Origin of the sequence: Clostridium neonatale, from assembly GCF_900465025.1 — a bacterium.
GTDB lineage: Bacteria > Bacillota > Clostridia > Clostridiales > Clostridiaceae > Clostridium > Clostridium neonatale.
Window position 1 is genome coordinate 763181 of the sequence record NZ_UICR01000002.1, and the last position, 15545, is coordinate 778725.

Annotated in this window: 13 protein-coding genes and 1 other annotated feature (1 of these 14 cut by a window edge); all 13 genes read right to left on the minus strand. The window is 28.8% G+C overall.

Annotated elements, in window-relative coordinates; all coding sequences use genetic code 11:
• Positions 1-11: 11 nt before the first annotated feature.
• The gene (locus CNEONATNEC86_RS15095; RefSeq protein ID WP_125148764.1) at positions 12-1265 is read right to left on the minus strand and encodes a cell division FtsA domain-containing protein; all 1254 of its coding nucleotides are present in this window, start codon (positions 1263-1265) and stop codon (positions 12-14) included.
• A 243-nt stretch (positions 1266-1508) separates the two neighbouring features.
• Complete coding sequence (gene sigK, locus CNEONATNEC86_RS15100) at positions 1509-2204, minus strand: RNA polymerase sporulation sigma factor SigK (protein ID WP_058296012.1); 696 nt, start codon at positions 2202-2204, stop codon at positions 1509-1511.
• Positions 2205-2310: 106 nt separating this feature from the next.
• Positions 2311-3864 carry a penicillin-binding transpeptidase domain-containing protein gene (locus CNEONATNEC86_RS15105; protein WP_230132204.1) on the minus strand — a complete coding sequence of 518 codons (1554 nt, stop codon included), beginning with the start codon at positions 3862-3864 and terminating at the stop codon, positions 2311-2313.
• A gap of 117 nt (positions 3865-3981) precedes the next feature.
• On the minus strand, positions 3982-5226 hold the full coding sequence (locus tag CNEONATNEC86_RS15110; RefSeq protein WP_125148766.1) for a peptidase U32 family protein: 1245 nt from the start codon (positions 5224-5226) through the stop codon (positions 3982-3984).
• Between the two features lie 5 nt (positions 5227-5231).
• Positions 5232-5876: an O-methyltransferase gene (locus CNEONATNEC86_RS15115; RefSeq protein ID WP_159136323.1), complete on the minus strand. Its 645-nt coding sequence runs from the start codon at positions 5874-5876 to the stop codon at positions 5232-5234.
• 19 nt (positions 5877-5895) lie between these two features.
• A complete protein-coding gene (gene mltG / locus CNEONATNEC86_RS15120; RefSeq protein WP_159136324.1) occupies positions 5896-6921 on the minus strand; it encodes an endolytic transglycosylase MltG in 1026 nt (341 codons plus the stop codon).
• Positions 6922-7013: 92 nt separating this feature from the next.
• A complete protein-coding gene (typA, locus tag CNEONATNEC86_RS15125) occupies positions 7014-8840 on the minus strand; it encodes a translational GTPase TypA (RefSeq protein WP_058296017.1) in 1827 nt (608 codons plus the stop codon).
• A gap of 239 nt (positions 8841-9079) precedes the next feature.
• Positions 9080-10747, minus strand: a complete 1668-nt coding sequence (locus CNEONATNEC86_RS15130) for a ribonuclease J (RefSeq protein ID WP_159136325.1) — start codon at positions 10745-10747, stop codon at positions 9080-9082.
• A 65-nt stretch (positions 10748-10812) separates the two neighbouring features.
• Positions 10813-11277 carry a Fur family transcriptional regulator gene (locus tag CNEONATNEC86_RS15135; RefSeq protein WP_058296019.1) on the minus strand — a complete coding sequence of 155 codons (465 nt, stop codon included), beginning with the start codon at positions 11275-11277 and terminating at the stop codon, positions 10813-10815.
• A 24-nt stretch (positions 11278-11301) separates the two neighbouring features.
• Entirely contained in the window at positions 11302-11574 is a 273-nt protein-coding gene (locus tag CNEONATNEC86_RS15140; protein WP_058296020.1) for a DUF1292 domain-containing protein, read from the minus strand.
• A gap of 235 nt (positions 11575-11809) precedes the next feature.
• The gene (gene ruvX / locus CNEONATNEC86_RS15145; protein ID WP_058296021.1) at positions 11810-12223 is read right to left on the minus strand and encodes a Holliday junction resolvase RuvX; all 414 of its coding nucleotides are present in this window, start codon (positions 12221-12223) and stop codon (positions 11810-11812) included.
• A 45-nt stretch (positions 12224-12268) separates the two neighbouring features.
• A complete protein-coding gene (locus CNEONATNEC86_RS15150; RefSeq protein WP_058296022.1) occupies positions 12269-12526 on the minus strand; it encodes an IreB family regulatory phosphoprotein in 258 nt (85 codons plus the stop codon).
• Between the two features lie 138 nt (positions 12527-12664).
• Positions 12665-15307 carry an alanine--tRNA ligase gene (alaS, locus tag CNEONATNEC86_RS15155; protein ID WP_159136326.1) on the minus strand — a complete coding sequence of 881 codons (2643 nt, stop codon included), beginning with the start codon at positions 15305-15307 and terminating at the stop codon, positions 12665-12667.
• 102 nt (positions 15308-15409) lie between these two features.
• Positions 15410-15545, minus strand: a binding site (T-box leader) (it continues 39 nt past the right edge of the window).

Below are 15545 nucleotides of genomic sequence, written 5' to 3' on the forward strand. Positions count from 1 at the left end.
AATTCCTCCCTTTAAAAAATCTTATCCAAAAAAGTTTTAATTTTTTTTAGAATATGACTTCCTTCCTCATTTTCGTCTAATAAAAATTCTGTTTCATTCGTTTGAATTTCTTCAACTATTTGAGGTTTATTACTATCCTCTAATAAATTTAATCTATCATATACTTCTTTTGCTAATGCTAAAGAAGTTATATTTTCTGAATTTTTTATTCCTAAGTCTACTTTGCTTACAATCTTAGTCTTTCTCTTAATAATAGCTTTTGCAAACGTATTTATATTTTCAAAATAGCTTAAACCATCTCCATATAAAATTATACTACAAATTCTATCATAATGACCAGTCTTTTTTAATTCAGTATTGACATGAATTAATATTTCTTCAATTCTAGCATTAGTTACTTCATAGAATAATTCTTTAGATACCTTAGTTGTCCCTACTTGTATATCATCATCAAGTGATTCATCTTTATATAATGATTCATAGTTTCCTGAATAAATTATTTTTATATTATCTGCTTCCATAAATGAAAATTTGCCACATATAGCTAAATCATTAGATATATTATTTCCACCAATCGGAATACTAGTTAAATTTTTAGGTATTCCATTATTAAACAAGCAAATATCAGTTTTTCCAGCTCCTACATCTACTAATACAACATCTCCCATTGCATTAGTACCATTCAAAAATATTTGCTTGCCTGAAAATATATTAAGGGTAATATATTTTATTGTATACTTAGTATTTTTAAAAATGTCATAATATTTTTGTATTTCATCTTTATCACCAATTAAAATTGTCAGATTTAATTCAAGTTCATTACCAGTTAAATTTATAATATCTTTATGTAATACTTTACCATCTAGAATATAAAAGTTGACCATTGTATCTACAATACATTCATTTTCTTTTAACATTATGGTTTCTTTTGCTTTTTTTATTCCATTAATAATATCTAGCTTAGTAACTCTCTCATTTTTTATTTTACAAAAGGTTCTTATTTCTTTAATTGATGTTTTCCTTGCTGAAATACCAATAGATATATTACCTATTTCTTTATTAGTACTTTCCTGTAAATCCCTTAATAAAGATAATATGGATATTCTACATTTTTCAATATCTGTCACCAGCCCTTTTTCTATCCCCATGGATTTACAAGACTTTACCCCTAATATATCCATTTCACCTTCTTTATTTGATGCTGCCATTGATGCTGACAACTTTTTACTTCCGAAGTCTATGGATGTTATTATTCCTTGCTGCATTTTTCTCTATCCTTTCTATGTAGAAAAAATCTACTAATAGAAATATATTCAACAAACTTCTATAAATTCCTCTTTAAACTTTGCAATATATTATATTTTTTTATATTAATTTTATCATATTTCAATGATTTTAAAATTATTTTCTTAAAATAAAAAATCAGGAAAATATATTATATATATTTCCCCAATTTTATACAACCCAAATTATGTTTCTATTCATAAGAAATAACTACAGATACCCTATCATTTTGTAAATAGTTCTTTCTTAAGTTTTTTTAATGCTTTTTTCTCTATTCTAGATACATAAGATCTTGATATTCCTAAATTAACAGCTATCTCTCTTTGAGTCTTACATTTTCCATCAATTAATCCATATCTCATTATCAATATTGAGCTCTCTCTTTTAGTTAATGATTCACCTAACTTTCTATATAAAGCTTTTACTTGTAAATTACGTTCTACATTTTCAAGTACACAATCCTTTTCGCTGCTTAATATATCTATCAAACAGAATTCATTACCTTCTTTATCAACACCAATTGGATCTTGAAGATAAACCTCACTTTTTTGCTTTTTATTATTTCTAAATAGCATTAATATCTCATTTTCAATACATCTTGATGCATAAGTAGCTAGTCTAGTACCCTTACTAGAATCAAATGAATCTATTGCTTTTATTAAGCCAACAGTACCAATTGATATCAACTCATCAACATCTTTGTTGGGAAAAGAATATTTTTTAACTATATGTGCAACTAATCTTAAGTTTCTCTCAATCAAAATGCTTTTAGCCTCTTTATCTCCATTTTTAAGTTTATCTAGATACATCTGTTCTTCTGTCTCATCAAGAGGTAATGGAAAAGTGTTGCTATTTGTGATATATCCTGTGAGTAATACTGAGTTGCATAGTAAATTAATTAAACTATTTAATACAAACACCTCGTTCCTCCATAACAGTGCTTGATATTATAATATGTTTATATTTTATAAAAGTTGCTTATATAGATTTATTTTTTTCCTAGCACCCTTTTTATATAATTTAAATTTAATTATTCAAAGCTAATACTATATCTTTAAATATAGGAGCTGCCGTATCACCACCACCTAATGATTGATCCTGGATTTCAGGTGTAAAAATTACCATTGTATATTCTTTGCCATTTAATTCAAAGTATCCTGCAAACCATCCATGTGTGTGATTATTATTTCCTGTAGCCGATCCGGTCTTTCCTCCTGTAAATATATCTTCTATATAAGCATTTTTTCCTGTACCATTAACTACAACTTCTCTCATAGCATTTTTTAGGATCTTAGAAGTAGTTTCACTATATATCCTTTTTTCTTCTGTCTTAAATTCTTTTATTGTATTATCATTTTTATCAATTATAGTTTCAACAATATATGGCTTAACATAAATTCCATTATTAGTTACAGTATTTATTGCTCCTAACATTTGAATTGGAGTTACATTCATACATTGACCAATAGATATGTTGTTTACTCCAGCCTCTTTTTGTGGTTTTATTCCAGCCGCCTCATTTTTATTATTACCTTTAAAATTTAATACCGGCTTATATAATCCTTGATTTTCCGAATATGCGACAAGTTTATCATATCCAACCATAGCCCCTATTTGAGCAAATGAATCATTGCATGATTTTTCAAAAGCCTCTTCTACTGATAAGTTTCCATGAACAGTTTTACAAATCTGTCCAGTACACGTAAAATGATTATTAATATTTAAAAGTCCCATATCTATTGCTGATCCCAGAGTAATTATCTTATATATAGAGCCAGGCTCATAGCCAATTTGTTCTATTCCCAAGTTAATATTCGCTTCGCTTTCATCTTTTTGCATTAAAGCCCTTATTTTCCCTGTATCGCTTTCTATTATACTTACTCCTACATTTTTTAACGAATTATATTTATCATCATCTAAAACTTTCCTAATTTTATCCTCAAAATTCTTATCTATAGTCAGTTGTAGGTTTTTATTATTTTCATTTATATTTACAGTATGTTTTGAATAAACTGCCCTATCATCTAAATAGAATTCACTTTTAGGTGATTCATTATCTTTTAACTCATCATATAACATTCCTTCAATAGAATCCTTCTCTATTTCTTTTTCATCTAATACATTTGATAACATACTACTGATATTCCAAGCTTTTTTAATATTTACAGAATCTTTTGTATATGTATATATTCCTTTTATATTTTTTAAACTATTTATCTTTTTATAAGTGTTTTCTGAAATACTATAATATATTTTTCCATTTTCTTTCATTATATCTGTATAATTAAATTGTGGATTCTCTGATTTCATAATAAAATTTAAAGCCATCAAGCTTTCCAATGTTTCCTCATAATTATTTAGACTGAATGGCTTTGTATCAATTACCAAAATGTATTGCTTATTATAATTCATTAGATCCTTACCATTTGTATCTAAAATCATATACTTCATATCACTTATATTCTCTTGCTGATGATTTTGATATGAAAGAACTACTTTTTCATTTGGATATATTTGAAGTTTAAATAATCTAAAAGTCAATACTACCAAGAATACTATAAATAAAGATAAAATTTGCATCAATCGTTTCTGCATATAAAAATTCTTAGTAAAAATATAAAACACCTACCTTCAACTAGATTCTAGCCTTATAGTAAGTGTTTTATTCATTCTAAATATTAAATTAACATTTTATAATTATTTCAATTCCAATACTGCATTAGACTTTACTAACATATCATTTGCTTTAAGCGGATGCTCAACTTTAGCTTTAAAAATCATATGAGCTCTATTGGCTACATTTGTCTTTATCTGCTTAGCTTCATCAAACATATTTTCAAGTCTTACAGTAAAATATGGAGAATTTGCACGTAATACCTCTACTTCATCATTTTCAAATACTCTATTTTTTTGAAGAATTGTAGCTGTTTTTGTTTCATCATCATATTCTTTAACTATTCCAACTATTTCATAATCTCTTACATATGATGATTCTTCATAATTTTGCTCGCCATTCTTTCCTAAATAGAAGCCTGTATGATATTGTCTGTGGCTTACTTTATTTAATATATCCATCCATTCTTCTTTGAATTCAAAGTTTTCTGGATCTTCCCAGTATGCATCTAAAGCTTCTCTATAAGCCTTAACTACTGATGCGACATAAAACTCGCTTTTCATTCTTCCTTCTATTTTAAATGAGTATATGCCACTTTTAACAAGTTCTGGTATATAATGAATCATACATAAATCCTTAGAATTCATTATATATGTTCCTTTTTCATCTTCTATGACAGGATAATATTGCCCTGGTCTTGTTTCCTCAACCAAATAATATTTATATCTGCATGCATTTGAGCAAATTCCCTTATTAGCATCCCTTCCAAGCATATAGTTAGATATTAAACATCTTCCTGAATAAGCTATACACATTGAACCATGTACAAAGGCCTCTATGTCACATCCTTCTGGAATATTCTCAGTTATTGTGTTTATTTCTCTAAATGTCAATTCACGAGCTAATACTACTCTTTTTACACCTTGCTCATACCAGAATTTTGTAGCAACCCAATTTACTGTATTAGCTTGAGTACTCAAATGTATTTCTAATTCTGGAGCAACTTCTTTTGTTATGGCAATTAGTGATGGATCTGCAATAATTACAGCATCTACCCCCATATCATATAGACCCTTTATATATTCTCCAGCACCTTTTAAATCATAATTTCGTGCAAATATATTCAATGTTACATAAACTTTTTTTCCTCTTTCATGACAGTAGTTTATTCCTTCTATCATTTCTTCATTAGAGAAATTATCAGAAAATGCTCTTAAATTTAATTTACCTCCACCTAAATATACCGCATCTGCACCAAAATCTATTGCTATTTTTAACTTTTCTAAATTTCCTGCTGGTGCTAAAATCTCCGGCTTTCTCTTATTCAAAAAAATTACCTCCTCTTGGTAACTGCAATTCCATCTCCCATAGGAATTACAGATGTTATTAAGTCTTTATCCTTAGTAACTAAATCTAAATATTCTCTCATTCTTTTTACTATCGTTATTTTTCTTCTTTTAACTAATTCCTGTGATGCAACCATACCTCTAAATAATACATTATCAGCCACTATTATTCCATCCTCATTTAAGAGTCTTAAGCAATGCGGCAAAAAGTGATTGTAATGTCCTTTTCCTGCATCCATAAATATTAAGTCAAAAGGTTCATTTAAAGTTTCTAAAATTTCTAAACAATCCCCTTTTTTGATTGTTATTTTTTTTGATAAATCAAACTTATCTAAGTTCATTGTAGCATACTCAATCATCTTATCATCTCGTTCAATGGTTATAATATCAGGATTAGTTCCTGATGATTCATACATCAAAATAGATGAAAATCCAATTGCTGTACCAAGTTCTAGTATTCTTTTAGGTTTTTTCATACTAGTAATAAACTCTAAAAATATACCTGTTTCTTTTTGTACTATAGGAACTTTATTTTCCAAAGCAAAATCTTCTATTTCTTTAAGTGTTCCACTTCTTTCTGGAACTAAGCTTCTTATATAGTCTTCCATATAGTCATATGTAATATTACTCAATTTAAGCCCTCCATGTCAACTAATATCCTAATTCTTTTTTCTTATTTAAAAAATCATTATATTCATTTGTAAAATAATGTGATTTATCTTCTTTCAAAATATAATATAAATAATCTGTCTTATCAGGCATGAGTGCCGCTTTTAGTGATTCTTTTCCCGGATTGCATATTGGTCCTACTGGTAGTCCTTTATATTTATATGTGTTATATGGTGAATCAGTTTCTAAATGTTTATACAATACCACATCTACATGCTCATTCATTGCATATAAAACAGTAGCATCTATTTGGAGCTTCATATCCTTTTCTAATCTATTATAAATCACCGATGATATAAGTGGTCTATCTTTATCAACTTGAGCTTCCTTTTCTATCATAGAACCAATAGTAGTTATATCATTTATTTTACTATTATCAAAGTTAACACCAGATTCTTCTTGTATCTGTGTTAAAATTTCCTCAAATCTTTCAACCATCATTTTGATTATATCCTTTAAATCAGTATCTTTTTCTATGAAATATGTATCCGGATATAAATATCCCTCAAGGTCATATCTTTTATTTTTATTTTTCTCTATAAACCATGGTAATTCATAATTTTCAACTGCTTTTATAAATTCTTCTTTACTAGCAATATTTTTTTCTTCTATAGCCTTTCCTATATCTTCTATTGTATAACCTTCTGGAATAGTCAATGAAATTAAATTTTCATTTACGCTTTTCCCCTCTAAAGCTTCTATAAGTTCATTTAGACTTAAATCTGTATTAATTTTATAAGATCCTTCTCTGAGTTGTATATTTCTACTATTTATGCTTAGGTTTACTTTAATCATAAATTTATTCCTAAGTATATTTTCTTTATCTAATATATTTATGACATCATAAAATCCTTGGCCTTTATCAACTTTTATTATTATCTCTTTTTCTTTTGATTTTATCGGTTTATTTACAGCACTGTTATAGGTTAGAAAAAAGCTTAAAAATATTATACATATAAAAAATATCAAAAAAAGTACTAATCTTTTAGGAAATTTCTTATGCCCCATATTTTCCTCCTAATATAATAAAGTAAATAGTCTAAAAGACCATTTACTTTATTATAGTTAATTTATTTAATATTTTGAAGTAATTGAAACAATTATTTTTTGTTTCTGCTTATCATTCTCTTTCTTTCAGCACTATCTAGAATTCTTTTTCTCATTCTTATATTTTCTGGAGTAACTTCAACTAATTCATCAGCATTTATGAATTCTAAACATTGTTCAAGACTCATTTCTATAGGTGGAGTTAATTTTAATGCTTCATCAGCACCAGATGATCTTGTATTAGTAAGTTTTTTCCCTTTACATACATTTATATCTATATCTTCTGCTCTTGCAGAAACCCCAACTATCATTCCTGTATATACTGGAACACCTGCACCTATAAATAATTGTCCTCTTTCTTGTGCATTGAATAATCCATATGCTATTGAATCTCCAGCTTCAAATGATACTATTGATCCTCTGCTTCTTCCTGGGATTTCACCTTTGAACTTCTCATATCCATGGAATACATGATTCATAATACCATTACCTTTTGTATCAGTCATAAATTCATTTCTAAATCCTATAAGACCTCTTGCTGGTACTGTAAATTCTAATCTTGTATATCCATTTACTGCTGATGTCATATTAACCATTTCAGCTTTTCTTGGTCCTAATTTTTCCATAACAGGTCCCATAAATTCTTCCGGAACATCTATTGTTAAGTATTCAATCGGTTCTTCTTTAACACCATTTTCTTCTCTAAAGATAACATTAGCTTTAGAAACTTGGAACTCATATCCTTCTCTTCTCATTGTTTCAATAAGAACTGAAAGATGTAATTCTCCTCTTCCTGAAACCTCAAAACAATCTGGAGTTATTTCTTTAACCTTTAAACTTACATTTGTTTCTAATTCTTTAAGTAATCTATCTCTTAAATGTCTTGATGTTACAAATTCACCTTCTTGACCTGCAAATGGTGAATCATTAACCATAAAATTCATGCTTAATGTTGGTTCATCAATTTTAACAAATGGAAGTGCTTCTGGACATGATGAATCTGCTATAGTTTCACCTATATTTGCATCAACTACACCGCTTACTGCAACGATGTCTCCCATTCCAGCTTCTTCAGCTTCTTCTCTTTTAAGTCCATTATATGTAAATACACTTGTTATTTTATAATTTGAAGATGATCCATCATGTCTAACTAATGCTACTGTTTGATTTCTCTTTACTCTTCCTCTTTCAATCTTACCAATTGCAATTTTACCTACGAATGCATTTGTATCTAATGTAGTTACAAGCATTTGTAAAGGTTCATCTAAGTAACCTTCTGGTGGTGCAACATACTTTATTATTGTTTCGAATATTGGTGTCATATCCGCATTATCATCTTCAACATTGTATCTTGCAAATCCTTCTCTTGCTGATGCATAAAGAATTTGGAAGTCTAATTGTTCATCGCTAGCACCAAGCTCTACAAATAAATCAAATACTTCATCTATAACTTCTGTTGGTCTTGCATCTGGCTTATCTATTTTATTTATTATGACTATTGGCTTTAATCCTAATTCTAATGATTTCTTAAGAACAAATTTAGTTTGTGGCATTGGTCCTTCATAAGAGTCAACAACTAATAAAACCGAGTCAACCATTTTAAGTACACGTTCAACTTCTCCGCCAAAATCAGCATGTCCTGGAGTATCTACAATATTAATTTTAACATCTCCATATTTAACTGCTGTGTTTTTTGAAAGAATTGTTATTCCTCTTTCCTTTTCAAGATCATTAGAATCCATTACTCTTTCTTCCACTTTTTCATTGCTTCTAAAAACATGGCTTTGTTTTAATAAAGCATCTACCAAAGTAGTCTTACCATGGTCAACGTGGGCTATTATAGCTATATTCCTTATATCTTCTCTTTTTGTTAATTCCATTTTTATTCCTCCAAACAGTATTAAACTGTGAATTTATAAATGTATAAATTGAAGTAATTTTACATATATACATTTACTATTTAGCTTCTAAAATATATATTTATATTATTTATGTAAACATATTCTTATTTTTTTCATAAAATAAAATTGGATACATAAAGTATCCAATTTTCTCACATAACCATATTGAATTTTACTATTTTCAGCATAAAAAGTCAAGTTAATAATAATTATATTAATCAAAATTCCATTATTATTGGTAAAATCATAGGTTTTCTCTTTGTCTTTTCATAAAGGAACTCTCTAAGTTCATCTCTCATTTTAGACTTTAATGTTGCCCAATCTGTAATTTGCTTTTCTTCACATTCAATTAAGACATCTTTCACGATATCTCTTGATTCTTCCATAAGGCCTTCTGATTCTCTAACATAGACAAATCCTCTTGAAATAATATCTGGTCCTGCTACAATTCTTCCACTTTGTTTTTCAATTGTTACAACAACAGTTAATATTCCATCTTGTGAAAGATGTTTTCTATCCCTAAGCACTATATTACCAACATCGCCTACACCTAAGCCATCCACAAATACTTGCCCTGAAGTAACAACTCCATTTTTCTTTATATAATTTCTTCCTACTTCAATAACATCTCCGTTTTCAGGAATAATAAGATTTTTTTCATCTAATCCAACACTTATAGCAAGTTCTCCATGCTTTTTCAAGTGTCTATATTCTCCATGAACCGGTATAAAGAATTTTGGTTTTGCTAGAGTATGCATAAGCTTTAACTCTTCCTGACAAGCATGCCCTGAAACATGAATCTTTTCTCCTGATTCATAAATTACTTCTGCACCTTTTTTAAATAATTGATTTACCACCTTTGAAACAAGCTTTTCATTTCCTGGTATTGGTGTTGCTGAAATTATAACAGTATCGCCTTCAATTATATTTATCTTTTTATGTTCTGAAGAAGCCATTCTAGTTAATGCAGACATTGGTTCTCCTTGACTACCTGTAGTTATTACAACAATTTTTTCATTTGGATATTTATTCATAGCATCAACTGGTATAAGTACATCTTCACCTGCATCTAAATACCCAAGTTCTATTGCTACTTGAACAATATTTTCCATGCTTCTTCCTGATACAGCTACTTTTTTATCATAAGCTTTTGCCGCTGTAATTATTTGTTGTATCCTATGAACATTTGAAGCAAATGTTGCAACAATTATTCTTCCTTTTGCCTTATTAAATAATTTAAAAAATGTTTCACCTACAACTCTTTCTGTTAAAGTATATCCTGGTCTCTCAACATTTGTTGAGTCTGCCATCATTACTAACACACCTTTTTTGCCAAGCTCCGCAATTCTTGCAAAGTCCATCATCTCTCCATCAATTGGTGTGTAATCAATTTTAAAATCTCCTGTGTGAAAAACAACCCCAAGTGGAGTATGGATTGCTATAGCCACTGAATCTGCAATCGAGTGGTTAGTCTTTATAAATTCTACTGAAACGCTATTTAACTTTATTATATCTTTGGGCTTTACTCTCACTAATTCACTTGTGCTTAATAGACCATGCTCTTTTAGCTTTGTTTCAACTATTCCAAGAGTAAGCTTTGTACCATATACAGGAACATTTAATTGTTTTAAAACATATGGTAATGCTCCTATATGATCTTCATGTCCGTGTGTTAAAAATATTCCTTTTACTTTTTCTGAGTTTTTTACAAGATAAGAGACATCTGGTATTACTACATCAATCCCGAACATATCCTCATCTGGAAACTTTAATCCACAATCTATTACTATAATATCATCTTTATATTCAATAGCTGTAATATTTTTTCCAATCTCATTTATACCGCCAAGAGGAATAATTTTAACCTTCGTCTTTTCGCCTTTCATGTTTCCCCTCCTTTTATATTAAATTTTTATAAATAAAGGTCTTTTCTTTATTGTTAAAAGTCCTTTTATTCCTCTTTTAAATTTTTTTGACATTCTTCGCATAAACCATAGAATTTCAAACTATGATCTAAAATTTTAAATTTATATTCTTTTTCAATATCTATTTCAAGATCGTCTAACAAATCATCTTTAACTTCCAAGACTTTATTGCAGACATTACAAATAAGATGATGATGTCTATGAGTTTCATTAGAATGAATTAATTCATATCTACTGCAACCATCGCTTAAATCTAATCTAGATATTATATTAAGCTCTTCTAATAAAAGTATAGTTCTATATACTGTTGCTAATCCTATTTCAGGGCACTTTTTTTTAACTTCATCGTATATCTCTTCTGCTGTTAAATGTTTACCTTCATTTTCAATAATTACATCAACAATAGATCTTCTTTGTGGAGTTAATTTATAACCTTTTTTCTTTAAATTCTCTTTTAAGGCATTCATATCAACTAAATTTGATTGATCCATTATAACACCTCTTTTCTTTTATAATTACAACAATCCATCTTCATTCATAAGAGTATCATATGTTTCTAGCACTAATTGGAATTCATCATCATCTTCTTCAAGTGCTACAAAAATTTCACTACCATCTTCATCTTCATAAATTTTAAATGCATAGGCTTCATCAGTATCTTCAAACGCTGGTGTTGCAATTATATATTTTCCTCCTATTTTCTCTATTTCAAAATATATAATCACCTCAAACTTAACGTCATTGCCATCTTCATCAGGTATATATACATATTTTTCGTCTTGATTCATAACCACATTCCTTTCATATCTCTTTCTATATTTATCTAATCATTATTTATATTAATTTTTAATATTCTATAAAAATTATTTTCATACTCAAAATCATATTTTATACAAATTTAATATTCATATAAAATAGTCTTATTTAATAAATCAAATTTATTATATATAATAAATTTATTTTTATACTTTGCAAATTATATATAGTTAGTCTTTCATCTTAGCATATTATGAACATACCATATTATTTTGATATCATATCTAAATATCCTTGCAATATATATGTAGCTGCTACTTTATCAACTATCTTTTTTCTCTTATTTCTAGACAAATCCGCTTCTAACATTGCCTTATGTGCTGCAACTGTTGTTAGTCTTTCATCCCAAAATTTCACTTCTATAGAAATCTTATCTTCACACAGCTTTCCAAACTCCATAGCAAGTTCCCCAGATGGCCCAATTGTTCCATTCATATTTTTAGGCAATCCTATAAGAAGTAATTCTGCATTATATTCAGCACAAATATTCTTAATTTCTTGAATATCATTTTCTTTATTAGTTCTTCTTATTGTTGTTAAACCTTGAGCAGTAAACCCCAATGGATCCGAAACTGCCACTCCTATATTTTTTTGTCCTAAATCTAAACCGATTATTCTCACTTTAATACTCCCAAAAATTAAGAGTACCCGTAAAACGGGCACTCTCTATTTTATCTCCAAATAAGATTTTAAAACTTCTTCTAGTAATTCATCTCTTTCGAGTTTTCTCACTAAAGCTCTTGCTCCGTTGTAATTTGTGATGTAAGTAGGATCTCCTGAAATCAAATATCCCACAAGCTGGTTAATCGGATTGTAACCTTTTTCTTGTAGAGAATTATAAACATCTGTTAAGATAGTTTTTGTAAGAGCTTCTTTATTCTTACTAACATCAAATTTCATTGTTTGTTCAATATCGTTACTCATACAACCCAGCTGCTTACGCAGCTTCACCTCCTTACATCTTTAAAGGAAACTTTCCTTATATTCATTATTTACTTAAAAATCTAAAATTATTCATTTAAACTATATTTAGATTATACCTCATATTTTTAAAAAAGTATACTATTTTGCTAAACTTTCAATTATTTTATAAGATTCATTTATTGCTTCACCTATCTTTTCTGGTGATTTTCCGCCAGCTTGAGCCATGTCTGGTCTTCCACCACCGCCTCCGCCAAGGATTGATGCAACTTCTTTTATAAGTTTGCCACAATGAGCCCCTTTAGATACTGCATCTTTAGTTGCCATTGCACATATTATAACTTTTTCATTATTCGAACTCATAAGTAAGACAATTGAATTTTCTACCTTATCTCTTACTTTTTCACAAACATCTCTTAATGTATCACTATCCACATCTTTCATTTCATAAGATACTACATTTATTCCCTTTATTTCTTTACTACTATTAATTATCTCATCAATATTCATTGATGCAAATTTTGCCTTTAGGATTGAAATTTCTTTATCTTTTTCTTTTAGTTCTTTGATGTTCGAATCAATTCTTGATAACAATTCTTTTTCTGAGCACTTAAATTTGCTTGAAGCTTCTTTTAATAAATCTTTCTTTTCATTTATTAAGTTATAAGCTTCTTTTCCTATTACTGCTTCTATTCTTCTTGTACCTGCTGCTATACCACTTTCCGATACAATCTTAAATAAACCTATTTTACCTGTATTATCAATATGTGTACCCCCGCATAATTCTTTAGAATATTCTCCAGCACATACTACTCTTACTTTATCTGCATATTTATCATCAAATATTCCTATAGCTCCGCTATTTTTAGCTTCTTGAAGATTCATTATTTTAGTTATAACAGGAGTTACACTTGTGATTGCTTCATTTACTAATTCTTCAACCTTCATTATTTCTTCTTCTGTCATAGCTTCAAAATGAGAGAAGTCAAATCTCAATCTATCATTACTTACATATGAACCTGCTTGGTGCACATGACTTCCAAGAACTTTTTTAAGCGCTGTATCTAAAAGATGCGTTGCTGTATGATTCTTTTTAATTTCTTGTCTTCTTTCTTTATCTACTTCTAGAGTTACTTTATCATTAACTTTTAACTCACCATTTAATACTTCTACAAAGTGTACTATTTTTCCACCAATATTATTTTTAGTGTCTATAACCTTTGCCTTAAAATTATCATTGTAGATAACTCCAGTATCTCCTATTTGTCCACCCATTTCTGCGTAAAATGGAGTTATATTGGTAACAATAACACCTTTTTCACCTTCAGAGATAGTATCCACAAATGCATCTCCACATATTAATACTTTAGCCTCAGCATCTAACACATCATTTTCATATCCATCAAAAACTGTTTCTATATCATTAGAGATTTCATCAGTTATTTTTAAATCTGTTCCCATATAATTAGAAGTCTTTCTTGCTTCTCTTGCTCTTTTTCTTTGAATATCCATTTCTTCATGGAAAGCTTCTTCATCTAAAGATAATCCTTCATCTTCTAGTATTTCTTTAGTAAGCTCCATTGGGAATCCAAAAGTATCGTATAATGTGAATCCATCTTTACCACTTAATACTTTTTTATTATTAGCTTTCAATTCTTTTATAAATCCATTAAGTATTTCTGTTCCAGAATCTAAAGTTTCTCTAAACTTATCTTCTTCTATCTTTATTACTTTCTTAATATATTCTTGCTTTTTAGCTAATTCAGGATAAGCATCCTTAGAGTCTCTAATAACTACATCACAAAGATTGCAAAGGAAGGCATCTTTAATTCCAAGTGTTTTACCGTGTCTTGCAGCTCTTCTTAAAAGTCTTCTTAGCACATATCCACGGCCTTCATTAGATGGCATTACATCATCAGAAATCATAAATGTTATTGATCTTATGTGGTCTGTTATTAGTCTTAAAGAAATATCTTTTTTACGATCTTCACCATATTTAACATTTGCAAACTTACCTACTTCACTTAATATATTTTCTAATGTATCAATTTCAAAGATACTGTTTTTATTTTGCATTACGACTGCTAATCTTTCAAGTCCCATTCCTGTATCTATATTAGTACTTGCAAGTTTTTCATAATTTCCTTTTCCATCCCCATCAAATTGAGTAAATACTAGGTTCCAGACTTCAATTATTTTATCTTCATCTGAATACTTAACAAATTCCTCAGCATTCTTTGGTTTAGCATCATCACTTCTTCTGAAATGTATTTCTGTACAAGGACCACATGGGCCTGCACCATGTTCCCAGAAATTATCTTCTTTTCCTAGTCTGAATATATGTGTCTTATCAACATCAGTTAATGAAGTCCAATACTCATATGCTTCATCATCATCTAAATAAATAGTTACATATAATTTTTCCTTTGGTAATTCTAAAACTTCTGTTAAGAATTCCCAAGCCCAAGGAATAACTTCTTTTTTAAAGTAATCTCCAAATGAAAAGTTACCAAGCATTTCAAAAAAGGTACCATGTCTACTTGTAATACCTACATTTTCAATATCACCAGTTCTTATACACTTTTGACAAGTTGTTACTCTACGTCTTGGTGGCTCTTGAAGTCCAGTAAAATATGGCTTTAATGGTGCCATTCCAGCATTTATTAATAATAAGCTTTTATCATTTTTAGGCACTAAAGAAAAACTATCCATTTTTAAATGCCCTTTACTTTCAAAGAACTTTAGATATGCGTCTCTAAGATCATTAGTCTTTGTAATTTTCATAAAATATTCCTCCAATTTGTAATTTTCAATTAAGAATCATCTTTTCTTAAATTTGCTTGTAATTTCAATATTTTTCTAAAATAAAAAGCTTTCATCCCAAAACAAAGGGACGAAAGCTGAAATTCCGCGGTACCACCCTAATTATGTATTAAATATACATCTCTTAGTTAATTATAGCTCCTAGGTAGCTTCGAAATACATAGTAAGAAGTTTTCACCAGACACTTCCTCTCTAAAAT

Bases quoted from the DNA above. Each gene is read 5' to 3' on its own strand.
- CNEONATNEC86_RS15095 (WP_125148764.1), bottom strand. From the start codon at position 1,265: ATGCAGCAAGGAATAATAACATCCATAGACTTCGGAAGTAAAAAGTTG.
- CNEONATNEC86_RS15105 (WP_230132204.1), bottom strand. From the start codon at position 3,864: ATGCAAATTTTATCTTTATTTATAGTATTCTTGGTAGTATTGACTTTT.
- mltG (WP_159136324.1), bottom strand. From the start codon at position 6,921: ATGGGGCATAAGAAATTTCCTAAAAGATTAGTACTTTTTTTGATATTT.
- typA (WP_058296017.1), bottom strand. From the start codon at position 8,840: ATGGAATTAACAAAAAGAGAAGATATAAGGAATATAGCTATAATAGCC.
- CNEONATNEC86_RS15130 (WP_159136325.1), bottom strand. From the start codon at position 10,747: ATGAAAGGCGAAAAGACGAAGGTTAAAATTATTCCTCTTGGCGGTATA.
- CNEONATNEC86_RS15135 (WP_058296019.1), bottom strand. From the start codon at position 11,277: ATGGATCAATCAAATTTAGTTGATATGAATGCCTTAAAAGAGAATTTA.
- CNEONATNEC86_RS15140 (WP_058296020.1), bottom strand. From the start codon at position 11,574: ATGAATCAAGACGAAAAATATGTATATATACCTGATGAAGATGGCAAT.
- CNEONATNEC86_RS15150 (WP_058296022.1), bottom strand. From the start codon at position 12,526: ATGAGTAACGATATTGAACAAACAATGAAATTTGATGTTAGTAAGAAT.
- alaS (WP_159136326.1), bottom strand. From the start codon at position 15,307: ATGAAAATTACAAAGACTAATGATCTTAGAGACGCATATCTAAAGTTC.